Raw genomic sequence first — 25954 nt, forward strand, 5'->3', positions numbered from 1 at the left:
CTCCCTGCCCGGTCAGTGGACGACGGCGTGGAGCCGGCCCGTGGGCTGGCTCCTGGACCACCTCGTCTACCGCACCTCGGTCAGCGGACGCTCCAACGTCCCCGCGGCCGGTCCCGTGATCTTCGCGGGAAACCACATCAGCTTCCTGGACGGGCCCGTCATGTTCGGCGCCTCGCCCCGGCCGATGCACATCCTCGTCAAGCAGGAGATGTTCACCGGGTTCCTCGGCCGCGTCCTGGCCGCGTCGGGCCAGTTGCCCGTCGACCGCCGCGGTGGCCGTGCGGCGCTGGCCACGGCCCGGAGCCTGCTCGACGCCGGACGGTGCGTCGGGATTCTTCCCGAGGGCACGCGGGGGAGCGGTGAGGCCGCCGCGATCAACAACGGCGTCGCCTGGCTGGCGCTTAACTCGCGCGCCACTGTGGTCCCCGTGGCCATCCTGGGCACAAGAATCGACGGCGAACACCTGGACACCGTGCCCGCACCGCGCCGGCGTCTGCATGTCAGCTTCGGCGGGGCCATCAACGTCAGCCGCAGGCCCGGCGAGACCGGGCGTGTTTCAATGGACAGGGCGGGAACCGAAATCCGGGCCGCATTAGCGCGCCATGTCCAGGACTCAGTACTAAGAACCGGGCAGCCCCTGCCCCACGCGGAATCACCGCATGAACGTCATGAAGAAGTCGCCGGGACGCCGGCAGATCACCACCTAAGGAAAGTGCAATGAGCGATACGACTCAAACCTCCGGCAATTTTGGCGCCGGCGAAGACGAATACACGCCCACCGGCACCGACCAGGTGGCTGAAAACCTTGCCGCCCTGGACGATGACGAAGCGGAACTCCGCGCGGCCTCACTGCGTGCCGGGCTGGACGACTACGAGCTCGACGAAGACGACGCCGCGCTGCTGAGCGGCCACTTCGACGACGAGGACTTTGACGGCCCGGTCAAGCTGGACCCGGTCCTCGCCATCATCGGACGGCCCAACGTGGGCAAATCCACCCTGGTCAACAGGATCCTGGGCCGCCGCGAGGCCGTGGTCGAGGACACCCCCGGCGTCACCCGCGACCGTGTCATGTACTCGGCAAACTGGAACGGCCGCAACTTCACCGTGGTGGACACCGGCGGGTGGGAGCACGATGCCCGCGGCATCCACGCCCGTGTGGCGGAGCAGGCCGAGATGGCCGTGGAACTTGCCGACGCCGTCCTGTTCGTCGTCGACTCCGCCGTGGGCGCGACCGCGACCGACGAAGGCGTCATGAAAATGCTGCGCAAGTCGAAGAAGCCGGTCATCATGGTGGCCAACAAGGTGGACGACTTCGCCCAGGAAGCCGACTCGGCCACCCTCTGGGGCCTGGGCTTCGGCGAACCGTACCCCGTCTCGGCCCTGCACGGCCGCGGCGTGGCGGACCTCCTGGACCACGTCATGGACACCCTCCCGGAGTATTCCCTGATTGAGGGCCTCGAGCGCTCCGGCGGCCCCCGCCGCATCGCCCTGATCGGCCGCCCGAACGTCGGCAAGTCCTCGCTGCTGAACAAGCTCGCCGGTTCCGAGCGTGTGGTGGTGGACAATACCGCCGGCACCACCCGCGACCCGGTCGATGAATTCATCGAACTCGGCGGACGCACGTGGCGCTTCGTGGACACCGCCGGCATCCGGCGCCGCCAGCACATGGCCCAGGGCGCGGACTTCTACGCTTCCCTGCGCACGCAGAGCGCGCTCGAAAAGGCCGAGGTCGCCGTCGTGCTCCTGGCCGTGGACGAGGTGCTCAGCGAGCAGGACGTCCGCATCCTGCAGCTCGCCGTTGAATCCGGCCGCGCCCTGGTGCTGGCCTTCAACAAATGGGACCTCCTCGACGACGAGCGCCGCCGCTACCTGGAACGCGAAATCGAGCAGGACCTGGCACACGTGGCCTGGGCGCCGCGCGTGAACATCTCGGCCAAGACCGGCTGGCACAAGGACCGGCTCGTTCCGGCCCTGGACACCGCCCTGGAAAGCTGGGACAAGCGCATCCCCACCGGACGCCTCAACGCGTTCCTGGGCGAACTTGTCGCAGCGCACCCGCACCCGGTCCGCGGCGGCAAGCAGCCCCGCATCCTGTTCGGCACCCAGGCCTCGAGCCGGCCGCCGAAGTTCGTGCTCTTCACTACCGGATTCCTGGATCCGGGATACCGCCGCTTCATCACCCGACGCCTCCGGGAGACCTTCGGCTTCGAGGGCACGCCGATTGAGGTCAACATGCGCGTGCGCGAAAAGCGTGGCAAGAAACGTTAATTCCGACACACCTTGCCGGGACAGCCTGAAATTGTCACAGGCACCCTCCCGGATCGTGTAAGCTTTTGGAGGTGGTTCGGCCGGACTGCTTGGAAGAAAACCTGGAGCGAATCCGGGAAGACTTCCGGGCGGAGAACGGAGGAACCAGCGGGCTGTAGCGCAGCTTGGTAGCGCACTTGACTGGGGGTCAAGGGGTCGCAGGTTCAAATCCTGTCAGCCCGACCAACAGCTGAAACCCCGCCATTCCTGATGAAGGAATGGCGGGGTTTTCTGTTTCCCGGACACATCCGCTCCGTGGTGTTCCCAGGAAGGTCCGCGGTGATCCGCTATTTCAGGAAGCGGGACGTCCGGCGGTCGGCCAGGATCTTTCCTTTGGTCTGGCACGCCGGGCAGTACTGCAGGGCGGAATCGGCAAAGGAAACCTCCCGGACCGTGTCCCCGCACACCGGACACGGTTCGCCGGTCCGGCCGTGGACCCGCATGTGGCTCCGCTTGGTGTCCTTGAGTTCGTTGGGCGGCTTGCCCTTGGCCTCCGCCACCGCCGTTCCCAGAATGGTGTGGATGGCGTCGTAGAGGCGCTGAACGTCCGTCCGGTCCAGCGACCTGGCGATCGCGAACGGCGAAGTCCTGGCGGCGTGCAGGATCTCGTCACTGTACGCGTTCCCAATCCCGGCGATGATGCCCTGGCTCCTCAGGACGCCCTTGATCTGCTGGGAACTGGAGCCGAGAATCCCGGCCAGGGCATCGACGTCGAAGTCCGGACTGAACGGATCCGGTCCGAGCGCCGCGATGCCGGGCACGTCGTGCGGATCACGGACCACATAGACCGCCAGGCTCTTCTTCGTGCCCGCCTCGGTCAGGTCCATGCCCACCGGGCCGGAATCGCCCGAGAACGTCAGCCGCAGCGCGATGTGGCCCTTCCCCATTTTCAGCTGGGCGTCGGTGGGGGAGTCCGTGAAGCGGACCCAGCCGGCCCGGGCGAGGTGGAAGACAAAATGCAGCCCGTCCGCTTCTAGGCTGACAAACTTGCCGAACCTTTGCACGCCGCTGACGGCCTTGCCCTGGAGGTCGGAGTAGGGAGGGTCTGCCGTCTTGAGCACGGCGAAGGAGACCGGCTGGATTTTCCGCACCATTGCTCCGCGCAGGTGCTCGTCCAGAAAGTCCGTCAGGGCCGCAACTTCAGGAAGCTCAGGCACGGCCTAGCCCTCACGTGTCCGGACGGTCCCGGCGCCCCGGTTGTTCACATTCCCGCCCTTCAGCGGAGCATGTTCTGCCATGGCACCATCTTCGCAGATGCCTCCCCGGCCCCTGCCCGATGTGCCTATACTTTCAGCGGCGGCTAGAACAAACGACTGCCGCCGCCAGGTGATTGACCCGATGAAAGGCCCGTCATGAGCATCATTCCCGAAGACCTGTCCTACACCGCAGAACACGAATGGGTTTCGGCCCCCAACGCCGACGGGGTTGTGCGCGTGGGCATCACTGATTTTGCCCAGGACGCCCTCGGGGATGTCGTCTACGCCCAGATGCCCGAGGTCGGGACCACCATCAAGGCCAACGACGTCGTCGGAGAGGTCGAATCCACCAAGAGCGTCAGCGACATTTACGCCCCGGTGACGGGCGAGGTGGTGGCCAGGAACGAGTCGCTGGACACCGATTCCGCCCTTATCAACTCCGATCCGTACGGTGAAGGCTGGCTGATCGAAATCAAGCTCGCGGAAGCCGACGCGGTCGAGTCCTTGCTCAGTGCATCCGAGTATGAACAGCAGGTAGGCTAAAGACAGAGGTCATTCGGGCCGGGGCCGCCGGCGAGTGTTGTTGGGATAACAAAACAAAGCCGCGCCCCGCCGAAGGGCCTCATTACCGGGACTGCAAGGCTTTTCCGGACGGCATGCGTTGTTTGCAGGGGGGACACCTGCAACGAATGAGGAGGACTCAATGTTTGGGCACGAACGGAACGACACCGGTGACGGTTACGGCACGGGTGGAGTGAAGGCTTCGGAGACCACGTCGATCAACCTCACTCCGGTGCGCGACGAACCCAATTTCACGCCGAAGCTTTCAACTGAGGAACGGGCAGCGGTTGAGGCCCTTCCCTTCGGATCGGCCCTGCTCGTCGCGCACAGCGGCCCCAACGCCGGTGCGCGGTTCCTGCTGGACTCCGACGTCACCACGGCGGGCCGCCACCCGGACGCCGACATCTTCCTCGACGACGTCACTGTCTCGCGCAGGCACGTCGAATTCCGCCGCACTGCGCGCAGCTTTGAGGTTGTGGACACCGGGAGCCTGAACGGCACCTACGTCAACCACGACCGCGTGGACTCGGTGGAACTGAAGTCCGGCAACGAGGTCCAGATCGGCAAATTCCGCCTCACCTTCTACCTCAGCCCTGCCCGCGCAGCAGGCAACGTCTGATTCCGGGGTAGTTGCCTGTGGCCACGGCACATGCGGATCGGCGCGGACCCCAGGTTCTGAACATCGGGGAAGTCCTGGCTCAACTGAGCGACGACTTCCCCAGCATGACTGCGTCAAAAATCCGGTTCCTTGAAGAAAAGGGACTCATCAACCCGCAGCGGACACCTGCCGGCTACCGTCAGTACTCCGAGAACGACGTCGAACGGCTGCGCTTCGTCCTCTCACTCCAGCGTGACCAGTACCTGCCGCTGAAGGTCATCAAGGACTACCTGGATGCGATCGACCGGGGCGAACGGCCGGAGAACCTGCCGGCAGGCGTCACGTTGTCCCCGCGGATTGTCTCCGAGGAGCTCGCCTCCGAGCTGCAGAGCCGGGCACGCAGGCTCAGCGAGGAGCAGCTGCGCGCCGAATCCGGGGCGAGCGTCCCACTGCTGGAATCGCTCCTGAGCTACGGCCTGATCGGGCACGTCAACGGCAAATTCGACGAACACGCGCTGCAGGTCGCGCGGGCCTGCGTCCAGCTGGAGAGCCATGGCCTGGAACCCCGCCACCTGCGGCCCTTCCAGGCGGCTGCCGACCGCGAATTCGGGCTCGTGGAGCGTGCTGTGGCCACCCTGACCTCCCGCAAGGACGCAGCCTCCCACGCCCGCGCCGCCGAGGCGGCCCGGGAAATCAGCGACCTCTGCCTGTCCTTGCACCAGGCGCTGGTCCACGACCGCATCTCAAGGATGGACATCTGATGATTGAGGTGGAGATTGTCGGCGTGCGGATCGAGTTGCCGTCCAACCAGCCGCTTGTCCTGCTCAAGGAAATCCATGGTGAGCGCCACGTGCCCATCTGGATCGGGACCCCGGAGGCCAGCGCCATCGCCCTGGCCCAGCAGGGGGTCATCCCGCCCCGGCCGATGACCCACGACCTCCTGGTGGACGTTGTCGAGGCCCTGGGCCACACGATCGTCAGCGTCAACATCGTGGCGGTGGAGGACAACATCTTCTACGGGCAGCTGCAGTTCGAGAACGGCACCACCGTGAGCTCCCGGGCCTCCGATGGGTTGGCCGTTGCCCTGCGCGCCAAGTGCCGGATCTGGTGCGCCGACGCCGTCATGGACGAGGCCGGCGTCCGGATCACCGAACACGACGAGGGCGAGGACACGCACCCCGGACCCGCCGTGGACGAGGAAGTCGAACTGCGGCGCTTCCGCGAGTTCCTCGACGACGTCGAACCCGAAGACTTCGGCGGCTGAGCCGGCCCAGGCAACCGGCGCCAGGGAACCTGCCGCGATTGCGGGCGTGCCTGTGACTGCTGGTGTTTCTGATACGTGCGTGACAGCTGTGGCGGCACCAAACGTTAAAGTCGAGGATGAAACTTTCGACACGCCCTTGGAATAGCCCCAACGTCTTTGACCTTGGGCCCCGGCAGGCCTAACGTCGAAGGTACAAGTTCCCATTGCATACGGTAGCCGCGCAAGTCACACTGGAAGGTGCAGTCCGGCTGAATTACACGGATGAAATATTCATCCGGTGTCATGCAGCAGTTCACATCTATTGCTGCCGATGCAACAAACCCAGGGGAACCCACGATAAGGAGGGTCCACGTGAGTCCGAAAGGCGAAGCAGGCGAGCTGAAGCAGGCCTCAACGGCCGGCGTTGCTGTGCCCGCCAGCGGTGCCCAAGGCCTGCTGTTCACCGAGGATCTCCCCGTTCTGGACGAGGACGCGGGCTACCGCGGACCCACCGCCTGCAAGGCGGCCGGCATTACCTACCGCCAACTCGATTATTGGGCGCGCACCGGACTCGTTGAGCCCGCCGTCCGCGGTGCGGCCGGCTCCGGCTCGCAGCGGCTCTACGGCTTCCGCGACATTCTGGTTCTCAAGGTGGTCAAACGGCTCCTGGACACGGGCGTCTCCCTGCAACAGATCCGCACCGCCGTGGAACACCTGCGGGAGCGCGGCGTCGAGGACCTCGCCCAAATCACGCTCATGAGCGACGGCGCCAGCGTCTACGAGTGCACATCGGCAGATGAAGTCATCGATCTCGTCCAGGGCGGCCAGGGGGTGTTCGGCATCGCCGTCGGCCGCGTATGGCGCGAAGTTGAAGGAAGCCTCGCAGCTCTTCCCAGCGAACACGCCGCGGACCAGTCCTTTCCCGACGACGAGCTGAGCAAACGCCGGGCGGCCCGCAAGATCGGCTAGCTCCCACAGCTGCAGACGTGACTGAGCACAGAAACTAAGTACAACAAGATGAGGCCGCCTCCCGGACAGGAAAGGCGGCCTCATTTCTGTTGGGCTGTGTACGGCAGTCCGGGGCTACCGAAGGCTGCGGTCGCGGACAGCGCCGGCCGGGGCCACGCCGCCCTGGTTCAGCAGGTTCTGCAGCAGGGCATCGAAGAGCCCTGCCGCATTCTTGGCCGAGTCGCCGGGCCAGTGGTGGATGGAGTGCGCGGCGCCCTGGATCTGCTGCCAGTTGGCCTGCTCCGGGATATGCGGGCTCAACAGCAGTTGGCCGAACATGGATTCCATCTCCGAGAGCCGGAACGTGTGCTCGGCCGAACTGCTGCGCACCCGGTTGGCCACGATGCCGGCAGGGGACAGCTTGGGGGCGAATTCCTGCCGGAAGAGCTGGATGGCGCGCATGGTGCGTTCCGTGCCGGCCACCGAGAAAAGCCCGGGCTCGGCTACCAGGGTCACCTTGTCGCTTGCGGACCACGCCATCCGGGTCAGGCCGTTCAGTGACGGGGGGCAATCGACCAGGACGAGTTCGTAGTTCGTGGCGCCTGCCAGGACCGTGGAAAGCCGGCGAAGGTCGCGGCGGCCCAGGTCGGGGCGGTCGTAGATGCCGGTATAGGCAGAGCCGACGGCCACGTCCAGGACGGAGGTTGCCGCGCCGGACTGAATCCTGCCGTTGGCACTGCCGTTGGCGTTGCTGCGGCCGTTGATCCGGGCGTGTTCCACCCAGCCGCTGGGGACCACGTTGTCCGCCAGATGTGCCCGCCGCGGCGACCTCAGCATCCTGCCGATATCGAGCTGATCGTCCGGACTCACGCCCAGGGCCGTGCTGGCGTCAGCATGCGGATCAAGGTCGACGACGAGGGTGGGGATGCCGGCGGCCAATGCCGCCGACGCCAGTCCGGTGGTCACGGATGTCTTGCCGACACCGCCTTTGAGGCTGCTGATGCTCACTACTTGCACTTGAAAAACCAATACCTAACGCCGGTTGCCGAGACGGGGTCGTGCCGGCTCCTGCGTTCTTCGGAGCCGGGGCGTGCATGCGCCACCCACCCACTCATCATATGTTGATGCTCCGGCGAAACCCGTTTCATCCGGCGTGGGGCGCCAGAACCTCGCCAATCGGACGGACGGGGAAAGCTCCAAGGCCAAGGCCCTGCCCATCGCGGCGTCCGTGACGGATAATGCTGTGACAGTCGCCACAATGATTTGTGTTTGCCCGCACAGGTCCTAGACACTGTGAGCACTTACCGATACGCCCGCGATGAAGCAGGAGAAGTATGTTTTCTAAGATTCTGGTGGCCAACCGCGGCGAAATCGCGATTCGCGCCTTCCGCGCGAGCTACGAGCTGGGTGCCAAGACTGTCGCTGTGTTTCCCCATGAGGACCGCAACTCCATTCACCGCCAGAAGGCCGATGAGGCGTATCTGATCGGCGAGGAGGGACATCCGGTCCGGGCCTACCTGGACGTTGATGAGGTGGTGCGCGTCGCCAAGGAGTCCGGGGCGGACGCCATTTACCCCGGTTACGGTTTCCTCTCCGAGAACCCGCGCCTGGCGCGGGCCGCGAAGGAGGCCGGCATCACCTTCGTCGGCCCGCCGGCCGAGGTTCTGGAACTCGCCGGTAATAAGGTTGCCGCCCTCGAGGCCGCGCGCAAGGCCGGCGTCCCGGTCCTCAAGTCCAGCCAGCCGTCGAAGGACCTGGACGAACTGATCGCCGCCGCGGATGAAATCGGCTTCCCCATTTTTGCCAAGGCCGTCGCCGGCGGCGGCGGGCGCGGCATGCGCCGCGTGGACACCCGCGAGGCGCTCCCGGAGGCCCTGCAGGCCGCCATGCGCGAAGCCGACGCCGCGTTCGGCGACCCCACCATGTTCCTGGAGCAGGCCGTCCTGCGCCCGCGCCACATCGAGGTCCAGATCCTGGCCGACGCGGAGGGCAACGTGATGCACCTCTTCGAGCGTGACTGTTCCATCCAACGCCGCCACCAGAAGGTCATCGAGATCGCCCCGGCCCCGAACCTCGACGAAGGCATCCGGCAGGCGCTGTACCGCGACGCCGTGAAGTTCGCGAAGGCGCTGAACTACGTCAACGCCGGTACCGTCGAATTCCTTGTCGACACGGTGGGTGAGCGGGCCGGCCAGCACGTGTTCATCGAAATGAACCCCCGGATCCAGGTCGAGCACACTGTGACCGAGGAAGTCACCGACGTCGACCTCGTCCAGGCGCAGCTGCGCATCGCCGCCGGTGAGAGCCTCGCGGACCTGGGCCTGTCCCAGGAGAGCGTCCAGCTCAAGGGTGCCGCCCTGCAGTGCCGCATCACCACGGAGGACCCGGCCAACGGCTTCCGGCCCGACGTCGGCAAGATCACCGGCTACCGCTCGGCCGGCGGCGCAGGCGTCCGGCTTGACGGCGGCACCGTCTACTCGGGCGCGGAGATCAGCCCGCACTTCGACTCCATGCTGGTCAAGCTGACCTGCCGCGGCCGCAACTACCCGGCCGCCGTCGCCCGGGCCCGCCGCGCCCTCGCCGAGTTCCGCATCCGCGGCGTGTCCACCAACATCTCCTTCCTGCAGGCTGTCCTGGACGATCCCGACTTCGTCGCCGGGGATGTGGCCACCTCGTTCATTGACGAACGGCCCCAGCTGCTGAAGGCAAGGGTCTCGGCCGACCGCGGCACCAAGCTGCTGACCTGGCTTGCCGACGTCACGGTCAACAAGCCCAACGGCGAACTCAAGGTCCACACGGACCCGGCGGACAAGCTTCCGGCCCTGGATGACGCAGCGGCCCGGCCAGGGTCCCGCCAGCGTCTCCAGGAACTCGGCCCGGAAGGGTTTGCCCGTGCACTGCGCGCGCAGGACGCCGTGGCCGTCACGGACACCACGTTCCGCGACGCGCACCAGTCCCTGCTCGCCACCCGGGTGCGCACCCGGGACCTCGTGGCGGCTGGTCCCGCAGAATCCAAGATGCTCCCCGAGCTGCTCTCGGTCGAGGCCTGGGGCGGGGCCACCTACGACGTCGCCCTGCGCTTCCTCGGCGAAGACCCCTGGGACCGGCTTGCCGCCCTGCGCAAGGCCATGCCGAACCTGTGCCTGCAGATGCTGCTCCGCGGCCGCAACACCGTCGGCTACACGCCCTACCCGGAAGAGGTCACGGTGGCGTTCGTCAACGAGGCCGCCGCCACGGGCATCGACATTTTCCGGATCTTCGACGCCCTCAACGACGTCAACCAGATGGCCCCGGCCATCCGGGCCGTCCGTGAGACCGGTACCGCCGTCGCCGAGGTTGCCCTCTGCTACACCGCGGACATGCTGGACCCGGAGGAAACGCTCTACACCCTGGATTACTACCTGGAGCTGGCGCAGAAAATCGTCGACGCCGGGGCGCACATCCTGGCGATCAAGGACATGGCTGGACTGCTGCGTCCGGCTGCCGCGGCACGCCTGGTCTCGGCGCTGCGGGAGCGGTTCGACCTCCCCGTCCACCTGCACACCCACGACACCGCCGGCGGCCAGCTGGCCACGCTCCTCGCGGCCGTGGATGCCGGCGTGGACGCCGTGGACGTGGCATCGGCCTCCCTGGCCGGAACCACCAGCCAGCCCTCGGCCTCGGCCCTCGTCGCCGCGCTGGCCCACACGCCGCGCGACACCGGTCTCAGCCTGGCGAACGTCTGCGCCCTCGAGCCTTACTGGGAGGCCGTTCGCCGGGTCTACGCGCCGTTCGAGTCCGGACTGCCGGGGCCCACGGGCCGGGTCTACCAGCACGAAATTCCGGGCGGCCAGCTCTCCAACCTGCGCCAGCAGGCGATGGCGCTTGGCCTGGGCGAGCGTTTCGAGGCGATCGAGGACATGTACACCGCGGCGGACCGGATCCTCGGCCGGCTGGTCAAGGTGACCCCGTCGTCCAAGGTGGTGGGCGACCTCGCCCTGCACCTGGTGGGCCTCAACGCCGACCCGGAAGACTTCAACGAGAACCCGCAAAAGTACGACGTCCCGGATTCTGTGATCGGCTTCCTTTCCGGCGAGCTCGGTGACCCGCCCGGCGGCTGGCCCGAGCCCTTCCGGACGAAGGCGCTGCAGGGCCGCACCGTCAAGGTCCGCGACGTCGAGATCAGCGCCGAGGACAGCGCCGCGCTCAACGGCGATTCCAAGACCCGGCGGGGCACGCTCAACCGCCTGCTCTTCGCCGGTCCCACGAAGGATTACCAGAAGAGCGTGGAGGCCTACGGCAACCTTTCGGTGCTGGACACGCGGGACTACCTCTTCGGGCTGCAGCGCGGCGCCGAGCACGAGATCGAGCTCGAGAAGGGCGTCCGGCTGATCGCCTCGCTCGAGGCCGTCTCCGAGCCGGACGAGAAGGGCATGCGCACGGTCATGTGCACGCTCAACGGCCAGTCCCGGCCCGTGGTGGTCCGCGACCGTTCAGTGGTGAGCAACGTCAAGGCCGCCGAACGCGCCGACGCCTCCCAGCCGGGCCAGGTTGCCTCGCCGTTCGCCGGTGCCGTCACGCTGACTGTCAAGGCCGGGGACACCGTCAAGGCCGGCGACACGGTGGCCACGATCGAGGCCATGAAGATGGAGGCGTCCATCACGACGCCGGTGGCCGGCACCGTCGCGCGGCTCGCCGTCGCCGGGATCGAACAGGTCCAGGGCGGGGATCTGCTGCTCGTCGTCGAATAGCGGCAGCGCGGCAACACCGTAGCCCATCAACACAGAAGGGTGCGTGCGGCGTACGCCCGGAAGGCCCGTCGGTTGCAGCCTAGGCGAGGGTGGGACGCTTGGCGCTGTACATTTCCTCGATCACGTTCTCGAAGTCCTTGAGCACCTGGGCCCGCTTGACCTTCATGGAGGGGGTCAGATGTCCGGAGGCCTCGGTGAAGTCGGCCGGCACGATCCGGAAGGACTTGATCGCCTCGGCCTGGGACACGGACTGGTTGGCGTGGTTGATGAGCTCCTGGACCGCGGCCATGACGGCGGGGTTGACGGCAGCCTCGGCGAGCGAGGTCGAGGCCGGGAGCCCGTGGCGGCCCAGCCAGCCGGGCAGCGCTTCTTCGTCCAGGGTCACCAGGGCACCAATGAACGGGCGGTTGTCACCGACCACGAGCACCTGCGAGACGAGCGCGTCCGCGCGGATCTGGTCCTCCAACAGGGCCGGGACGACGTTCTTGCCGCCGGCCGTGACGATGATTTCCTTCTTGCGCCCGGTGATGGTCAGGAACCCCGCCTCGTCCAGCTGGCCGATGTCGCCGGTGCGGAACCAGCCATCCTCGAAGGTTGCAGCGGACAGGTCATCGCGCTTGTAGTAGCCGCGCATGACGCACACGCCCTTGGCGAGGATCTCGCCGTCGTCCGCGATCCTGACGGAGTTGCCCGGAATCGGGGCGCCGACCGTGCCGATCTTGATCAGGTCGGGGGTGTTGACGGTGATCGGCGCCGTGGTTTCAGTCAGCCCGTACCCTTCCAGGATCTGCATGCCGATGCCCTGGAAGAAGTGGCCCAGCCGTTCACCGAGCGGCCCGCCGCCGGAAACGGCATGGGAGACGTTCCCGCCCATGGCGGCCCGGAGCTTGCTGTACACGAGCTTGTCGAACACGGCGTGCTTGAGCTTCAGCACGAGCCCGACCTTGCCGGCCTGCCGGGCCCGGGAGAATTCGATGGCGGTGTCCGCGGCGCGGTGGAAGATGGCGCCCTTGCCGCCGTCCTCGGCCTTGGTCAGGGCCGAGTTGTAGACCTTCTCGAAAACGCGCGGGACGGCGAGGATAAAGGTCGGTTTGTAGCTCTGCAGATCCGGCAGCAGGTTCTTGATATCCGGGGTGTGCGCCACCGTGACGCCGGCCGCGACTGCCAGCACAGAGATGAAGCGTGCGAAGACGTGGGCCATGGGCAGGAACATGATGGTCCGCGCCTGCTCGTGGACGATCGTGCCCAGCGACGTGACCAGCGCGTTCTCGGACAGTTCCACGAAGTTGCCGTGCGTCAGCTCGCAGCCCTTGGGTCGGCCAGTGGTGCCCGACGTGTAGATGATCGTGGCGACATCGTTCAGGGACGCCTGGCTGCGGCGTGCTTCGAGCTCGGCATCGCTGACGCCGGCTCCCGCCGCACGGACCTCGTCCAGGCTGTCGCCCTCGAGCTGCCAGACATGCCCCAGGGCGGTGAGGCCCTCGGAGGTGGCCGCCTGCCGGATGATGTCCTCGTGGTGCGCCGATTCGCCGAACGCGGCCACGGCGCCGGAGTCGCCAAGGTTCCAGGCCACCTGGGAGGGGGAGGAGGTTTCATAGATCGGGACCGAGACGGCGCCGGCGAACCAGATGGCGAAGTCGATCAGGGCCCATTCATACCGGGTGCGGGACATGATGCCCACCCGGTCGCCGGCGGCCACACCGCTGGCCATGAGGCCCTTGGCGAGGGCCGAGACGTCGGCCAGGAATTCCGTGGCGCGGACGTCCTGCCACTGGCCGGCCGCGTCGAGCCGCGAGAACAGCGCAGGGTTGGAGGCCTTGGCCGCCTGGCGCACCACGAGATCGGTGACATTGGTGTCCGGATCGACATTCACCAGGGGCGGGACAATGATTTCTCGCACGACAGCTCCTTTGGTATCCATAGGCCCGCAAGGGGTACCGCTAAGCCTAGTATGCGGCCCCCCGAAGGTGTGTTCTGCGACACCTACTGGCGAGTAACTTTACGGTCGGGGCCGCCGTTCCGCCAGTCGGGGATGCTGCGGGCACGTGCGCGGCGCTCTGCTGCCGCGTCATTCGGCCGGGCTTTCGCTGCCGTTGCGGCCCCGGCGAATAGAATGGGGCACCATGCAGACACCAACACCCGGCCGGCAGCCCGGCCTGCGCCGCCGGACCGCCGCCTGGCGAAGCAGGACCCTGGCCGGAGCCGCGGCCGCCACGGCCGGGCACGACCTCCGCTCACACCTGCGGCTGGGCCGCAAGGGCCTGGCGATCGGCGTCGACATCGGGGGAACCAAGGTTGCTGCCGGCGTGGTGGACGCCGAGGGCAGGATCCTCAGCCAGGCCAAACGCTCCACCCCGGGCAACGACCCGCGCGCCGTGGAACAGGTCATTGTCGAACTCGTCGGAGAGCTGGGCGCCGGACACCGGATCTGGTCGGTCGGAATCGGCGCTGCCGGCTGGATGGACCTCGACGGCGGCACTGTCCTCTTCAGCCCACACCTGGCCTGGCGCAATGAACCGCTGCGCGAGAACCTGCAGCGGCTGCTGCGCCGCCCCGTCCTGCTGACCAACGACGCCGACGCCGCCGCCTGGGCGGAATGGCGCTTCGGCGCCGGACAGGGACAGGACCGTCTGGTCTGCATCACCCTGGGCACCGGAATCGGCGGGGCCATGGTCATGGACGGACGGCTCGAACGCGGCCGCTTCGGTGTGGCGGGGGAGTTCGGCCACCAGATCATCATGCCGGGCGGGCACCGCTGCGAGTGCGGCAACCGCGGCTGCTGGGAACAATACGCCTCGGGCAATGCGCTCGGCCGCGAGGCCAGGGAACTGGCCGCCGCGAATTCCCCGGTTGCCCAGGAACTGCTCAAGGCCGTGGACGGCGACGTGGCACGCATTACGGGCGTGATCGTGACGGAGCTGGCCAAGGCCGGGGACCAGACCTCCCGCGAACTCCTCGAGGACGTCGGGGAGTGGCTGGGCCTTGGCCTGGCGAACCTCGCAGCGGCACTGGACCCAGGCAAGTTCGTGATCGGCGGCGGACTGTGCGACGCCGGCGAGCTGCTCGTCGCGCCGGCCCGAAAGGCCTTCGCGCGGAACCTCACCGGCCGCGGCTTCCGCCCCGCGGCGGAGATCGAACTTGCGGCCCTGGGACCCAACGCCGGGCTGATCGGCGCCGCCGACCTCTCCCGGGTCAGCAGCCGCATGCACACCCAGTAGCGTGCCTTCCTGGGCCCTGAACCAGCCAGCGCGGTGCCTGGCGCCCTGACCGGGTGGACTAGATGCGCGCCCCGTCGTCGTGCTCGTCCTTCTCGCCCGGCAGCTTCATGATCAGGAACACCACGGAGGCCGCGAACGCGGCCACCATGCCCACGATCGCTAGCGTCGGGGCCGACCGCCAGAACATCGCCGAGAACACGAGCGCAATCGGGCCGCCCACCGCGCCAATCCAGGCAAGGACGGTCATCGGATCTGCACCGGCCAGGCTGGGCGGCTCCTCCGGGACGAACACGCCATCGTCGTCGTCGGCCTCGTAGTCCCGGGGGCCGGATGCGGTGTCCGGTGCCTCACTGCTGCCCGCGGCCGGGTTCCCCGGGGCGGAGGCGAGCCGCTCCCTGGCGGAAAGTTCGATCGGCGCGACGCCGGCGAGGCCCAGCGGGTCGAAATCGCTGAACGACCTGTTCGCACCGGAGCCAGCATCGGAGCCAGCGCCGGTGCCAGCGCCGGAGCCAGCGCCGGTGACGGCGGCGCTGTTGGTTTCGCCGGCCGGGCCGTCAGTTCCCCCAACTGCCTCGTCCCCGCCTGTCCCGACCCCTTCCAGCCTGGCGACGAGATCCAGCCACACGGCGTCGTCATCGGCAAGCGGTTCGTCCGCGGCGGCCGGGTCCTGCGCCTCAGGGGGCGGGGTGGTGCCCGGACGCCGGAGGCCGGATGCGTCAGCGCCAGGCGACCGGGCGTCGTCGGGGTCAGGGGTCTCGGGGTCAGGGACGTCGGGGTCCGGTTTAGTCATTGGCCGTGTCCTTCCGGCTGGCGCGGGCGGCGCCCGGACCGGCTGCGGCTGCAACGGACCGGACAAATTCGGCCGTGCCACGGAAGATCTCGGGCGCGTCGTTGTCCATGGTAGCGACGTGGTAGCTGTTTTCCAGCCGGACCACCTCAAGCGGGGCGTTGGTCAACCCGCGGCGCAGGGCCTCCATGCTGGATTCGGACACCACGTGGTCCACTGTGGAACGGTAGGCCCGGACCGGAGCCGTGACGCGGGGCAGCAGCCGCACGGTGTCCTTGAACATCTTGTTGAGCTCGTGCGCGGCGGCCACCGGAGTGCGCGGGTAGGCGCACTCATCCATGCCCGGTTTGAGGATGTCATTGGCGATCGCCGGGGTGCTCTTGAGGACAAACTTCAAGACGCCCGCCAGCGGGGCGCGGGGATCATCGATGACCAGGCCGGGGTTGACCACCACCACCCCCGCTACGGGGCGGGTGGCCGCGATCCGCAACGCGAGGGCGCCGCCCATGGACAGCCCCGCCACGACCACGACGTCGCATTCTTCCGCAAGCTCCAGGTAGGCCGCGTCCAAGGCAGCATGCCAGTCCTGCCACCGGGTCTTGGCCAGCTCCTGCCAGCTCGTTCCGTGCCCCGGTAGCAGGGGCAGCCGGACGGCGAACCCGGCACCGGCCAGGGACAACGCCCAGTCCCGCACACCGTGCGGGCTGCCGGTGAAGCCGTGCGAGACCACGACCCCGGTCCGGGGGATGGTTCCGGTGAACGGGCTGCTGAACGGCGAATGGTCCGGGAGGATGCTCATGGGGACTCCGAGGGGGCGCGGGGCGGCGAAATGGCGTGGGCGTGCTGCAGGAAGAAACGCACTGATTCTTCAAAGAGTAGCGGCGCATCGGCGTCCAGGGTGGCAACGTGCCCGCTCTTCGGGAGGGGAACCACCGTGAGTTCCCGGGACCCGAGCCGCCTGCGCAGCAGCGCCAGGGACGACGGCGGGACCACCGCGTCGGTGTCCGACTTGAACACCAGGGCCGGGGCGGAGACGGACGGCAGGTCCCGGAGGGTCGCGGCGAACAGCCGGCGCAACTGGTGGACGGCGGCCAGCGGCGTCAGGGAGTAGTCACCGTCGTCGGTGGTGGCCGCCGTGGAATTGTCCTCCTGGACGGGCGTGGTGGTGCGCTGGAAGTACTTGAGCAGTCCCACGATCCGGACCCTGCGGTCATAGAAGCTCAGGCCGGGGTTGACGGCGGCCACGCCGGCCACGCTGTGGCGGGCCGCGGTACGCAGGGCGATCGTGCCGCCCATGGACAGTCCCGCGACATAGCAGTCATCAGTCCGGGCGGCCAGGTCCAGGTACGCCGTTTCAAAGCTCCTGTACCAGTCCTGCCAGCCCTGCCGGGCGAGATCCCGCCAGTGGGTGCCGTGCCCGGGCAGTAGCGGTACCGAGACGGCGAAGCCCTGGGCGGCGAGGTGGCGGGCCCACGGCAGGACGCTGAGCGGGCTGCCTGTGAAGCCGTGGCAGATGGCCACACCGGTCCGGGCGTTGGGACCGTGGCCCGGGTAGCTGAAAGCGGCAGGCGCAGGGGGAGTGCTGCTTTCAGTCATGAGCCCATCGTGTCACCCTTAGCGCCAAAACTCACTAGAGTAAGGTGTCCATTGAAGCCTGGCCGGACCCGGTTCGGGCCGCAGGCCAGACGCCTTCCGGAGAGGTCACCGAGTGTTTTATTGGTTCATGAAGACGTTTGTCCTGGGGCCGGTGCTCAGGCTGCTGTTCCGGCCCTGGGTCAAGGGCCTCGACAACGTCCCTGCCGAGGGCTCCGCGATCCTTGCCTCGAACCACCTCTCCTTCTCGGATTCCATCTTCATGCCGGTCATGGTGCCGCGGCCGGTCGCGTTCCTGGCGAAATCCGAATACTTCACCGGCACCGGGATCAAGGGCAGGCTGACCGCAGCCTTCTTCCGGCTCACCAACCAGCTCCCCATGGACCGGTCCGGAGGCGCCGCGTCCGCGCAGTCGCTGAACGCCGGCATGGACGTGCTCAAGAAGGGTTCCCTCCTGGGCATCTACCCCGAGGGGACCCGCAGCCCCGACGGGCGCCTCTACCGCGGCAAGGTGGGGGTTGCGCGCCTTGCGCTGCAGGCCCGCGTCCCGGTCATCCCGGTGGCAATGATCGGAACGGACAAAGTCCAGCCGATCGGCAAGCGCGTGCCCAACATCCGCCGCATCGGCATGATCTTTGGCGAACCGCTCGACTTCAGCCGCTATTACGGCATGGAGGATGATCGGCTGATCCAGCGTTCAGTGACCGACGAGATCATGTACGAACTCATGCGCCTCTCCGGCCAGGAATACTTGGATGAGTACGCCGCCGTCGTGAAGCTCCGCCTGGCGGGCAAAGCGCAGGACGCGGCCCCGGACAAAACCCCTTCGGGCCCTGACGCGGTGCAGGATGCGGCCGCCGGCAATACCCCAAACGAAGCCCCAAACACGGCCCCAACGGAAACCCCGAATGAAGCCGCTGCCGGGGACGCGGGGCCGGAGGTTCCCGGCCCCGCATGAGCGGGCCACGGGTGCCATATGACGGCAGCCGGGCTGTCAATGACAGGCAGGGCCCCCGAACCTTGATGGGGCAACTATCCTTAGATAGTGACCGAGCTATCTGAGAAACCAGTTTCCCCGCTGACCAGCACCGCCCAGAGCGGAGCCGCCAACTATCCCGGACTGGACAACTGGCGGGAGCTCCCGGCCTCGCAGCAGCCCACCTGGTCGGACCCGGCTGTGTTCGAGGCGTCCGTCAAGGAACTTTCCGTCCTCCCGCCCCTCGTGTTCGCCGGCGAAGTGGACATTCTTCGCGAACGGCTCGCCGCCGCCGCGCAGGGCAAGGCGTTCCTGCTCCAGGGCGGCGACTGCGCCGAGACCTTCGAAGCCGCGACGGCGGACAAGATCAGCGCCCGCGTCCGGACCATCCTGCAGATGGCCGTTGTCCTGACCTACGGCGCTGCCATGCCCGTCATCAAGATGGGCCGCATGGCTGGCCAGTTCGCCAAGCCCCGCTCCTCCAACGATGAAACGCGCGAGGGCGTCACCCTGCCGGCCTACCGGGGCGACATCGTCAACGGCTACGATTTCACGCCCGAGTCCCGCGCCCACGACGCCGGCCGGATGCTCAAGGCCTACCACACCTCCGCTTCGACGCTGAACCTGATCCGCGCCTTCACCCAGGGCGGTTTCGCGGATCTGCGCCTGGTGCACCAGTGGAACAAGGGCTTCACCGAGAACCCGGCCCACGCCCGCTACGAGTCCCTGGCCCGGGACATCGACCGCGCCATCAAGTTCATGGCCTCCTGCGGTGCCGACTTCGAGGCCCTGAAGCGGGTGGAATTCTACGCGAGCCACGAGGCCCTGCTGCTGGACTACGAGCGCGCCCTGACCCGCATCGACTCGCGCACGGGGCTGCCCTACGACACCTCCGCGCACTTCCTCTGGATCGGGGAGCGGACCCGCGAGCTGGACCACGCACACGTTGACTTCCTCTCCCGCGTCCGCAACCCGATCGGCGTCAAGCTCGGCCCGTCGACCAGCGGCGACGACGCCCTGCGCCTGATCGACAAGCTGGATCCGAACCGGGAGCCCGGCCGGCTCACCTTCATCACCCGCATGGGTGCGGGCAACATCCGCGAGAAGCTGCCGGCGATCGTCGAGCGCGTCACCGCCTCCGGGGCCCAGGTCCTTTGGGTCACCGACCCCATGCACGGGAACACGGTCACCTCGCCCAACGGCTACAAGACCCGCAATTTCGACGACGTCATTGACGAAGTGCGCGGATTCTTCGAAGTCCACCACGCGCTCGGCACCGTTCCCGGCGGCCTGCACGTGGAGATGACGGGGGACGACGTCGCCGAGTGCCTCGGCGGAGCCGACCCGATCGACCAGGAAGCCTTCCTGGACCGCTACGAGTCGGTCTGCGATCCGCGCCTGAACCACATGCAGTCGCTCGAGATGGCGTTCCTGGTGGCCGGAGCGCTCTCCAAGCGCTGACGCACTGATGGACAGAACGTATCTGGCAGAACGCATTCAGACAGAACGTTTCCCACAGAACGCATTCTGAGAAAAAGCTCCGCCCGGCTACTGCAGCCGGGCGGAGCTTTCTTGTGCGATGGCAGGAGTCGGAGCGGGGTGCTGGTCAGACGACGGTGAGCGTGACGGTCGAGCCTTCCGGGGCCTTCGTGTCCACCGGATTCTGGTCCCGGACCGTGCCGAAGAAACCGCCGAGGATGTTGTCGACCTGGACTTTGAAGCCGAGTTTCTCAAGGGCTTCCTGGGCCTCCGAGGCCTGCTTGCCGATGAAGCTGGGCACCTCGACGAGCTTCGGGCCCTTCGAGATGGTCAAGGTGACGGTGCCGCCCTTGGTCAGGTTGCCGGAGGCCGGGTCCTGCGACAGCACCGCGCCCTCGGGGACGTTCCTGTCGTTGACTGCCTCCGGGGCCACCACGGCCTTCAGGCCGGCGGCTTCCAGGGCCTTAACAGCGGCGTCCTGCGCCTGCCCGCGAACATCCGGGACCGGGATGGGTTGCGGGCCCTTCGAGACGGTCAGGCCCACGGGCGTCCCGTGCCTGACCGGGTTGCCGCTGCGCGGAGCCTGGGCAAGGACGGTTCCGGCAGGCGCCTTCTCGTCGAAGGTCTCGGTAATCGGGCCCAAAGCCATCTGGGCGCCGTTGAGCGTGGTCTTGGCCTCGTCCAGGCTCTTGCCGGCCAGTTCCGGCAGCGGGAACAGCTCCGGGCCCTTGGACACGGCCAGCGACACGGGCTGGAACTTGCGGATGACCTCCCCGGCGGTCGGCTCCGAGCCGACCACGAGCCCGGGCGAGACGTCGTCGTCGAAGACATCCTTCACCGTGGATTGGAAGCCGGCGGTGCGGAGCAGGTCCTGGGCCTCGGCAACGGTCTTGTTCGCCACCGGGGGAATCGTTCCCGGCGACCCCGGACCCATGCCGAAGAACCAGCCGGCGACGGCGGCGAGCAGCGCCGCGACGACGAGCAGGACGATCCACAGCAAGCCGCGGCGCCGGGGGTTGCCCTCGTGCAGGGTCCTGGTGGGCGTGGCGGCGGCTCGCTGGCGCGCCTTCTCCTCGTCCCGGTCCAGTTTGCGCTGGGCGCGTTTGCTGGGGGCAACCGCGCCCTCCGCCGTGCCGTCATACCCAGCGCCGTCGTAGGCCGCCTCGTCCGGGGTGGACAACGGTCCGTAGGCCGGACGCCGCGGGGCACCGGACATCACAGTGGTCGGGTTGCCGCTGGTGCGGGAAAGCATCTCGGTGGGCCGGGCGAGGCTGCCGTATACCTCAGTCTGCAATTCCGTGGGCATTCCGGTGGGCGGCAGCACGTGGGCCGTTTCCTGCGCGTCCGACGCCGGACCGGTACCGCCTGGCGGCCGGGTTGGCGGTGCTGCCACGGCCGGCAGGGTGCTGCGAGCCGCCGGCGGCTGGAGGTCGAGTTCGGCGTCGCTGAGGTTGGTCCTGATGTGCCGGAGCTCGGACAACAGGGCGCTGCCGTCGACGGGGCGCTTGTCCGGGTCCCGGTCCGTGCACCACTGGACGAGTTCGTCGATCTCCGCGGCCAGCCCGGGCACCTCCAGCGAGGGCGCTGCGACGGTGGAATTGACGTGCTGGTAGGCGACCTGGATGGGCACGTCGCCTTCGAACGGCTGCCGGCCCGTGATCATTTCGTAGAGCATGATCCCGACGGAATAGATGTCGCTGCGGGCATCTGCCTGTTTGCCCAGGACAAGTTCGGGGGAGATGTAGGCGACGGTCCCGATCAGGGCGCCCGTGCTGGTGGACGTCGAGATAGCGCGTGCCAGGCCGAAGTCGCCGAGCTTGATCCGCCCGTCGTCGGCGATCAGGACGTTTTCGGGCTTGATGTCCCGGTGGATCATTCCGGCGGCGTGCGCGGCGCCGAGGCCTTCGACGACCGGATCGATCAGCGCCAGGGCCAGCCGCGGCGACAGGGCGCCCTTGTCATTGAGGACATCCCGCAGCGTGTGGCCCTTGATGAATTCCATGACCAGATAGGCGAGCCGGCCGTCCTCGCCCTGGTCCAGGACGCCCACGACGTGTGGGTGGGAGAGCCGGGCGGCAGCCTTGGCTTCGCGGCCCAGCCGATCGAGGAACTGCGGGTCGTCAGCCAGATGGGGATGGAGCACCTTCAGCGCGACATCACGCTCAAGGCGCTGGTCCGTGGCGAGGTACACGGTGGACATCCCGCCGCGGGCAAGCCTGGATTGAACCTGGTAGCGGTTGTCCACCAGGTTCCCTACGAGAGCATCCGACACGTATTCCTGCACCTTACAATCGTAGTCGCTGGACAGAAACGGGCCCGAATCAACATGCGATCCGGGCCCGTAGCGTCACGCTCCGCCGAAAGGGAGCCTGTGCTGGAGTCTGTAGTTGGCCGAGCGGCCGGGTTTAGCCGAACAGCTGCCGGTTGGCCTTGATGGCGGCGACGTAGCCCTTGGTGTCCTCGAACATGCCGTTCTGGCTCACCGAGTACTGGCCCTGGTAGTAGCCGGCGATTGCGGTGTCCACATCCGGGCTCGTGCGGACCAACTGGCGGATGATCGCGATGCCTGCCGTGGCGTTGTCGTAGGGATCGAGCAGGTTCAGCTGGCGGCCCACCAGATCGGAGGCCCATTCGCCGGAGGACGGGATGACCTGCATGGTGCCGATCGCATTGGCCGGTGACACCGCACGCTGGTCGAAGCCGGATTCCTGGAAGGCAAAAGCCAGTGCAAGGCTGGCGTCCACGCCCATGCGCCGGGCCGTGTCCGCGACGATCGACTTCATCTGCTGGCGGGTGGGCACCGGAGAGGCATTGAGCAGCGCCTTGTTCTGGTTGGCCGAGCTGACCACCGCGGCCGGGTAGCTGAACCCGAGGAACGTGCTGGGCACGAGGGGCGTGGTGGTGGCAGGCGTGCTCGATGCCGGTGCGATGGTCGACGCGCCGGGGATGACGAGCTTCTGGCCGGGGTAGATGATGCTCGACATTGTCAGCCGGTTGGCCGACAGGACGTCCGAGAGCCTGACACCGTTGCGGGCCGCGATGCCGGAGAGGGTGTCGCCGGCCTTGATGGTGTAGGAGCCGGAACTGGCGGGCGCGGGCGCCGACGGCTTGGGTGCGGCGGCCGTCACGGGTGCGGAGGGGGCCGGCGTGCTGGAACCGCCGCCGACCTTGACCTTCTGGCCGGGATAGATCACGGAGCTCATGCCGAGCCCGTTCCACTTGAAGATCTCGGAAAGGCCAACGCCGTGGCGGGTGGCGATGGCGCTCAGGGTGTCGCCGGACTTGACGACGTACACGCTGCCGCCGCCCGAGGCGGGCGTTGTCGGCGTCGATTTCGCCGGTGCGGACGGTTTGGGCGCTGCCGGCGCCGGCGTCGAGCCCGTGAGCTTGATCTTCTGCCCCGGGTAGATGATGGTGTTCGCCTGCAGGTTGTTCAGCTTGAGCACGGCAAACGTGTCCAGGCCGTAGCGGCCGGCAATGGCACTGATGGTGTCGCCGCGGGCGATCGTGTAGACGGCCGGAGCGGCCGTCTGCGCGGGCCGCAAGGCGCTCGGCAGCGTCACCGGGACGGAGGCGGCCGGGATCACTGCCGCCTTCAGGGATGTCGCCGCGTCAGCCTTCGCCTGGGCACGCATGGCGGCCGCGAGCGTTGCCGGGACCGAGCGCACCCGCGATTCGGCTGCGGCAGGCTGGGCGATCGCCAGGGAGGAAAGCACGACGGCGGGAAGCGCCGCCGTCGTCGCCGCGATGAGCGGCAGGCTGCGCCCCGGACGGAGCTGTGGCGAACGTGAGGTTGTCATTGGAAAGATCCTCTTCTCAGCGGCAACGCTGCGGTCAGGCCGGTAGAACTGGTGTTACCAGTGTGACAAAAGTTATTTCTGTTACAAATGTGATCTATGTGAATCTCTCATGAATTGGCAATTAGCACAAGAACCGTTTGACATTCCGCAAACCCGTTTCCGGTGGAGTGTCGCCCGAAAGTCGTTCCAGGGGAGTCCCCCGGTGAAGCCGGGCGGCATTCCGGCGCGGCGGGACCGGCCATGACCGCAGCGTGAATTCTGCGGATGCCGACTAGGCGGCGGGGCACCGGCCGTGGCAATCTTTATGCGTGAGTAATGTAGAAAGCCTCGTGGGCGAATGGCTGCCCCTGCCCGATGTCGCACAGCTTCTGAACGTATCTATCACCAAGGTCCATGCATTGCTGGACGAGCGTGCGCTGGCGGCCGTGAGAATCGGCGACCGGCGCATCCGGTCCGTGCCTGCGGCTTTCATCCAGGACGGGCATGCGGTGGAGAGCCTGAAAGGCACCATTGTTGTTCTCTCAGACGCCGGATACTCGGATGAGGAACTGATCAACTGGCTCTTTACGCCGGACGATTCCCTCCGCGGCCGGCCCATTGACGCCCTGCGGGAAGGGCGCAAGACCGAAATTCGCCGCAGGGCGCAATCACTGGCCTGGTAAAAGCAGACCGGCAGCAACTGCGCCGGCAGCATCCCCCGGACGTGCCATGACGGGCCGTGCACAGCGCAAGCGCCGTGCACGGCCCGCCGCGTTTCCAGGCACCGTTTAAAAAGGCATTGCTGCCGTGAGGGCCGGGTTAAGCGGCGCGGCTGACCGTGGCTTCTGCCAGCCTGCGGAGCGCGGTTTTGGGCAGCTCCTGAAGCGGCAGCAGGTCCAGGGCGGCGAAGGCGGCCTTGCCGAACTCCTCGATGAGCACTTCCGTGGCCTGGAGTGCGCCGCAGTCCACGATGATCCGCCGGATCTCCTCGATGTCCGCGTCGCCGAGATCGGGGCTGCCCAGCTTGGCGTCGATGAACTCTGATTCGGCCGCGGAGGCCTGGTCCAGGGCGAAGGCCACCAGGACCGTGCGCTTGCCCTCACGGAGATCGTCCCCGGCAGGTTTGCCGGTGGTGACGGGGTCACCGAAGACGCCAAGGACATCGTCCCGCAGTTGGAACGCCTCACCGAGCGGCAGCGCGAACGCGGAATAGCCGCGCAGCAGCTCGTCGCCGGCGCCGGCCAGGGCGCCGCCGAGGGCGAGCGGGTGTTCGGTGGAGTATTTGGCCGACTTGAACCGGATGATGGACTGGGCCCGGCTGACGGCCCCGGCGCGGTCCCGCCGGGGCCCGGCGACCTCTTCCAGGATGTCGAGGTACTGCCCGGCCATGACTTCTGCACGCATGAGGTTGAAGATCAGCCGTGCCGGGCTGCCGGAGGCGGCACGGTGTCCGATCTCCGTGAACGATTCCTCGCTGAAGGACAGGCAGAGATCCCCGGTCAGGATCGCTGCCGCGTGGCCGAACCGCTCGCTGTCCAGCGCCCAGCCCTGGGCCTCGTGCAGTTCAATGAACCTGCGGTGGACGCTGGGTCCGCCCCGGCGGGTGTCCGAGCGGTCAATGATGTCATCGTGGATCAGGGCCGCGGCCTGGAACAGCTCCAGGGCCGAGCCGGCGGTGACCACCTCGGCCGCGCCGGCTTCTCCGCCGGCGCCGCGCCACCCCCAGTAGCACATGAGCGCCCGCAGGCGCTTTCCGCCCGTGACCAGGTTTGAGATCGAGCCCATGAGCGGATCGATGTCCTGGGAGATCGAGGCCATGATGGCCTGTCGGCTGGTCAGGAACTCGGTGAGCTTGCCGGCGACGGCGGCCACGTAATCCGCCTGCTCGAGCCGCAGCTGTTCGGCGAGACTCACTTGACGGACTCGGCAGCGACGTTCGCACCGATCGTGAACGTGGACACCCCTGTTGTCTGCATGACGGAGATGTTCACGGTTTCGTTGTCCCCGCGCAGGAAGTCCTTGGAAGGCAGGGCACCGACGGTTTCCCCGGGTACGGGCTTGAAGCCCTGCGCCTGCAGCCCCTTGGCGTAGAAAGCCAGGACATCGGCGGCCGGGGCGGTGATGCTGCCGACCAGTGCCGCGGTTGCCGGCACCGTGGTTTTGTCGAAGCTGCTGGAGACCACCTGGGCTCCGGGCATCAGCGGCAGGAGTTTCTGCGGGAAGCCGGGTACGAGGGCGCCGACCGTGGCTGACGTGCCGGGCTCCGCGGAAGGGCTGGGGGGAGCCGTGGTGGAGGACTGCGCAGAGGCGTCCGGGGTCGACGCCGGCGACGCCGCCGGGCTCCCGGTGCCGGCAGGCGTGCATGCGGCCAAGGCCAATAGCGCGCCAGCCGCCGCGATGGCGGCTGCGGCACGTTTGCGCTGTCCAAATACCTTCACAGGGACTTTCCTCCTGGGGTTGAAGCGGAATCAGCCTCCAGTTTAGTCAGTCCCCGGGCATAGGATTGAAGACGTGGGGCCGGACGCAGAGAATCAGCAGG

General features: G+C 67.5%; 22 protein-coding genes and 1 tRNA gene. 13 read left to right on the forward strand and 10 right to left on the reverse strand.

The window, feature by feature from the left end; genetic code table 11:
• The first annotated feature begins 40 nt into the window (after nucleotides 1–40).
• From AC1DBX_RS17490 to AC1DBX_RS17500, 3 genes are all read left to right on the forward strand, one after another.
• Nucleotides 41–721, forward strand: coding sequence for a lysophospholipid acyltransferase family protein (locus AC1DBX_RS17490; protein ID WP_476850474.1), 681 nt, complete (start codon nucleotides 41–43; stop codon nucleotides 719–721).
• Nucleotides 718–2268: a ribosome biogenesis GTPase Der gene (gene der / locus AC1DBX_RS17495; protein ID WP_028275909.1), complete on the forward strand. Its 1551-nt coding sequence runs from the start codon at nucleotides 718–720 to the stop codon at nucleotides 2266–2268. Before AC1DBX_RS17490 ends, der begins: the two co-directional genes overlap by 4 nt.
• Before the next feature lie 148 nt (nucleotides 2269–2416).
• A tRNA-Pro gene (locus tag AC1DBX_RS17500) sits at nucleotides 2417–2493 on the forward strand.
• Between the two features lie 101 nt (nucleotides 2494–2594).
• Here the strand turns inward: AC1DBX_RS17500 and AC1DBX_RS17505 are convergent.
• Nucleotides 2595–3464 carry an Fpg/Nei family DNA glycosylase gene (locus AC1DBX_RS17505; RefSeq protein ID WP_476850403.1) on the reverse strand — a complete coding sequence of 290 codons (870 nt, stop codon included), beginning with the start codon at nucleotides 3462–3464 and terminating at the stop codon, nucleotides 2595–2597.
• Nucleotides 3465–3659: 195 nt separating this feature from the next.
• Between AC1DBX_RS17505 and gcvH the strand changes: the two genes are divergently transcribed.
• From gcvH to AC1DBX_RS17530, 5 genes are all read left to right on the forward strand, one after another.
• On the forward strand, nucleotides 3660–4046 hold the full coding sequence (gene gcvH / locus AC1DBX_RS17510) for a glycine cleavage system protein GcvH (RefSeq protein WP_079553886.1): 387 nt from the start codon (nucleotides 3660–3662) through the stop codon (nucleotides 4044–4046).
• Nucleotides 4047–4206: 160 nt separating this feature from the next.
• A complete protein-coding gene (locus AC1DBX_RS17515) occupies nucleotides 4207–4683 on the forward strand; it encodes an FHA domain-containing protein (protein ID WP_028275906.1) in 477 nt (158 codons plus the stop codon).
• 17 nt (nucleotides 4684–4700) lie between these two features.
• The gene (gene ftsR, locus AC1DBX_RS17520) at nucleotides 4701–5423 is read left to right on the forward strand and encodes a transcriptional regulator FtsR (protein ID WP_026266235.1); all 723 of its coding nucleotides are present in this window, start codon (nucleotides 4701–4703) and stop codon (nucleotides 5421–5423) included.
• Nucleotides 5423–5926, forward strand: a complete 504-nt coding sequence (locus AC1DBX_RS17525) for a bifunctional nuclease family protein (RefSeq protein ID WP_230009361.1) — start codon at nucleotides 5423–5425, stop codon at nucleotides 5924–5926. Before ftsR ends, AC1DBX_RS17525 begins: the two co-directional genes overlap by 1 nt.
• A gap of 351 nt (nucleotides 5927–6277) precedes the next feature.
• Nucleotides 6278–6874: a MerR family transcriptional regulator gene (locus tag AC1DBX_RS17530; RefSeq protein WP_028275903.1), complete on the forward strand. Its 597-nt coding sequence runs from the start codon at nucleotides 6278–6280 to the stop codon at nucleotides 6872–6874.
• Nucleotides 6875–6988: 114 nt separating this feature from the next.
• Here the strand turns inward: AC1DBX_RS17530 and AC1DBX_RS17535 are convergent, their stop codons facing one another.
• Complete coding sequence (locus AC1DBX_RS17535) at nucleotides 6989–7870, reverse strand: ParA family protein (protein WP_476857893.1); 882 nt, start codon at nucleotides 7868–7870, stop codon at nucleotides 6989–6991.
• A gap of 317 nt (nucleotides 7871–8187) precedes the next feature.
• Between AC1DBX_RS17535 and AC1DBX_RS17540 the strand changes: the two genes are divergently transcribed.
• Nucleotides 8188–11583, forward strand: a complete 3396-nt coding sequence (locus AC1DBX_RS17540; RefSeq protein ID WP_476932336.1) for a pyruvate carboxylase — start codon at nucleotides 8188–8190, stop codon at nucleotides 11581–11583.
• 79 nt (nucleotides 11584–11662) lie between these two features.
• Here the strand turns inward: AC1DBX_RS17540 and AC1DBX_RS17545 are convergent, their stop codons facing one another.
• On the reverse strand, nucleotides 11663–13483 hold the full coding sequence (locus tag AC1DBX_RS17545; RefSeq protein WP_223916598.1) for an AMP-dependent synthetase/ligase: 1821 nt from the start codon (nucleotides 13481–13483) through the stop codon (nucleotides 11663–11665).
• Between the two features lie 223 nt (nucleotides 13484–13706).
• Here AC1DBX_RS17545 and AC1DBX_RS17550 point away from each other — a divergent pair, with 223 nt between their 5' ends.
• Nucleotides 13707–14801, forward strand: a complete 1095-nt coding sequence (locus AC1DBX_RS17550; RefSeq protein WP_223916600.1) for an ROK family glucokinase — start codon at nucleotides 13707–13709, stop codon at nucleotides 14799–14801.
• A 58-nt stretch (nucleotides 14802–14859) separates the two neighbouring features.
• Here the strand turns inward: AC1DBX_RS17550 and AC1DBX_RS17555 are convergent, their stop codons facing one another.
• Genes AC1DBX_RS17555 through AC1DBX_RS17565 form a run of 3 tightly spaced genes read right to left on the reverse strand, consistent with a single transcriptional unit; the run spans nucleotide 14860 to nucleotide 17184 of the window.
• Complete coding sequence (locus tag AC1DBX_RS17555) at nucleotides 14860–15591, reverse strand: hypothetical protein (protein WP_476932337.1); 732 nt, start codon at nucleotides 15589–15591, stop codon at nucleotides 14860–14862.
• The gene (locus AC1DBX_RS17560) at nucleotides 15584–16387 is read right to left on the reverse strand and encodes an alpha/beta hydrolase (protein ID WP_476870565.1); all 804 of its coding nucleotides are present in this window, start codon (nucleotides 16385–16387) and stop codon (nucleotides 15584–15586) included. The genes AC1DBX_RS17555 and AC1DBX_RS17560 overlap by 8 nt, the downstream gene beginning before the upstream one ends.
• On the reverse strand, nucleotides 16384–17184 hold the full coding sequence (locus AC1DBX_RS17565; protein ID WP_476932338.1) for an alpha/beta hydrolase: 801 nt from the start codon (nucleotides 17182–17184) through the stop codon (nucleotides 16384–16386). Before AC1DBX_RS17565 ends, AC1DBX_RS17560 begins: the two co-directional genes overlap by 4 nt.
• Before the next feature lie 112 nt (nucleotides 17185–17296).
• Here AC1DBX_RS17565 and AC1DBX_RS17570 point away from each other — a divergent pair, with 112 nt between their 5' ends.
• Nucleotides 17297–18139, forward strand: coding sequence for a lysophospholipid acyltransferase family protein (locus AC1DBX_RS17570; protein ID WP_476932339.1), 843 nt, complete (start codon nucleotides 17297–17299; stop codon nucleotides 18137–18139).
• 84 nt (nucleotides 18140–18223) lie between these two features.
• The gene (locus AC1DBX_RS17575) at nucleotides 18224–19618 is read left to right on the forward strand and encodes a class II 3-deoxy-7-phosphoheptulonate synthase (protein WP_243179595.1); all 1395 of its coding nucleotides are present in this window, start codon (nucleotides 18224–18226) and stop codon (nucleotides 19616–19618) included.
• Nucleotides 19619–19763: 145 nt separating this feature from the next.
• On the opposite strand, the gene AC1DBX_RS17580 is transcribed toward AC1DBX_RS17575, so the two are convergent.
• Together AC1DBX_RS17580 and AC1DBX_RS17585 are read right to left on the reverse strand one after the other, a co-directional pair.
• Nucleotides 19764–21920, reverse strand: a complete 2157-nt coding sequence (locus tag AC1DBX_RS17580) for a Stk1 family PASTA domain-containing Ser/Thr kinase (RefSeq protein ID WP_476932340.1) — start codon at nucleotides 21918–21920, stop codon at nucleotides 19764–19766.
• Nucleotides 21921–22041: 121 nt separating this feature from the next.
• The gene (locus AC1DBX_RS17585; RefSeq protein ID WP_476873059.1) at nucleotides 22042–23436 is read right to left on the reverse strand and encodes a LysM peptidoglycan-binding domain-containing protein; all 1395 of its coding nucleotides are present in this window, start codon (nucleotides 23434–23436) and stop codon (nucleotides 22042–22044) included.
• 308 nt (nucleotides 23437–23744) lie between these two features.
• On the opposite strand from AC1DBX_RS17585, the gene AC1DBX_RS17590 reads away from it, so the two are divergent.
• The gene (locus AC1DBX_RS17590; RefSeq protein ID WP_026266238.1) at nucleotides 23745–24098 is read left to right on the forward strand and encodes an Rv2175c family DNA-binding protein; all 354 of its coding nucleotides are present in this window, start codon (nucleotides 23745–23747) and stop codon (nucleotides 24096–24098) included.
• Between the two features lie 136 nt (nucleotides 24099–24234).
• Here AC1DBX_RS17590 and AC1DBX_RS17595 read toward each other — a convergent pair whose 3' ends face one another.
• Nucleotides 24235–25329, reverse strand: a complete 1095-nt coding sequence (locus AC1DBX_RS17595) for a polyprenyl synthetase family protein (protein ID WP_028275891.1) — start codon at nucleotides 25327–25329, stop codon at nucleotides 24235–24237.
• Nucleotides 25326–25853 (reverse strand): RodZ family helix-turn-helix domain-containing protein, encoded by a 528-nt coding sequence (locus AC1DBX_RS17600; RefSeq protein WP_028275890.1) that lies wholly within the window; start codon nucleotides 25851–25853, stop codon nucleotides 25326–25328. The genes AC1DBX_RS17595 and AC1DBX_RS17600 overlap by 4 nt, the downstream gene beginning before the upstream one ends.
• Nucleotides 25854–25954: the final 101 nt, after the last annotated feature.

It is taken from the genome of Arthrobacter sp. 10N44_2, assembly GCF_056394385.1.

Bases quoted from the DNA above. Each gene is read 5' to 3' on its own strand.
- der (WP_028275909.1), top strand. From the start codon at position 718: ATGAGCGATACGACTCAAACCTCCGGCAATTTTGGCGCCGGCGAAGAC.
- gcvH (WP_079553886.1), top strand. From the start codon at position 3,660: ATGAGCATCATTCCCGAAGACCTGTCCTACACCGCAGAACACGAATGG.
- AC1DBX_RS17515 (WP_028275906.1), top strand. From the start codon at position 4,207: ATGTTTGGGCACGAACGGAACGACACCGGTGACGGTTACGGCACGGGT.
- AC1DBX_RS17525 (WP_230009361.1), top strand. From the start codon at position 5,423: ATGATTGAGGTGGAGATTGTCGGCGTGCGGATCGAGTTGCCGTCCAAC.
- AC1DBX_RS17540 (WP_476932336.1), top strand. From the start codon at position 8,188: ATGTTTTCTAAGATTCTGGTGGCCAACCGCGGCGAAATCGCGATTCGC.
- AC1DBX_RS17550 (WP_223916600.1), top strand. From the start codon at position 13,707: ATGCAGACACCAACACCCGGCCGGCAGCCCGGCCTGCGCCGCCGGACC.
- AC1DBX_RS17555 (WP_476932337.1), bottom strand. From the start codon at position 15,591: ATGACTAAACCGGACCCCGACGTCCCTGACCCCGAGACCCCTGACCCC.
- AC1DBX_RS17560 (WP_476870565.1), bottom strand. From the start codon at position 16,387: ATGAGCATCCTCCCGGACCATTCGCCGTTCAGCAGCCCGTTCACCGGA.
- AC1DBX_RS17565 (WP_476932338.1), bottom strand. From the start codon at position 17,184: ATGACTGAAAGCAGCACTCCCCCTGCGCCTGCCGCTTTCAGCTACCCG.
- AC1DBX_RS17585 (WP_476873059.1), bottom strand. From the start codon at position 23,436: ATGACAACCTCACGTTCGCCACAGCTCCGTCCGGGGCGCAGCCTGCCG.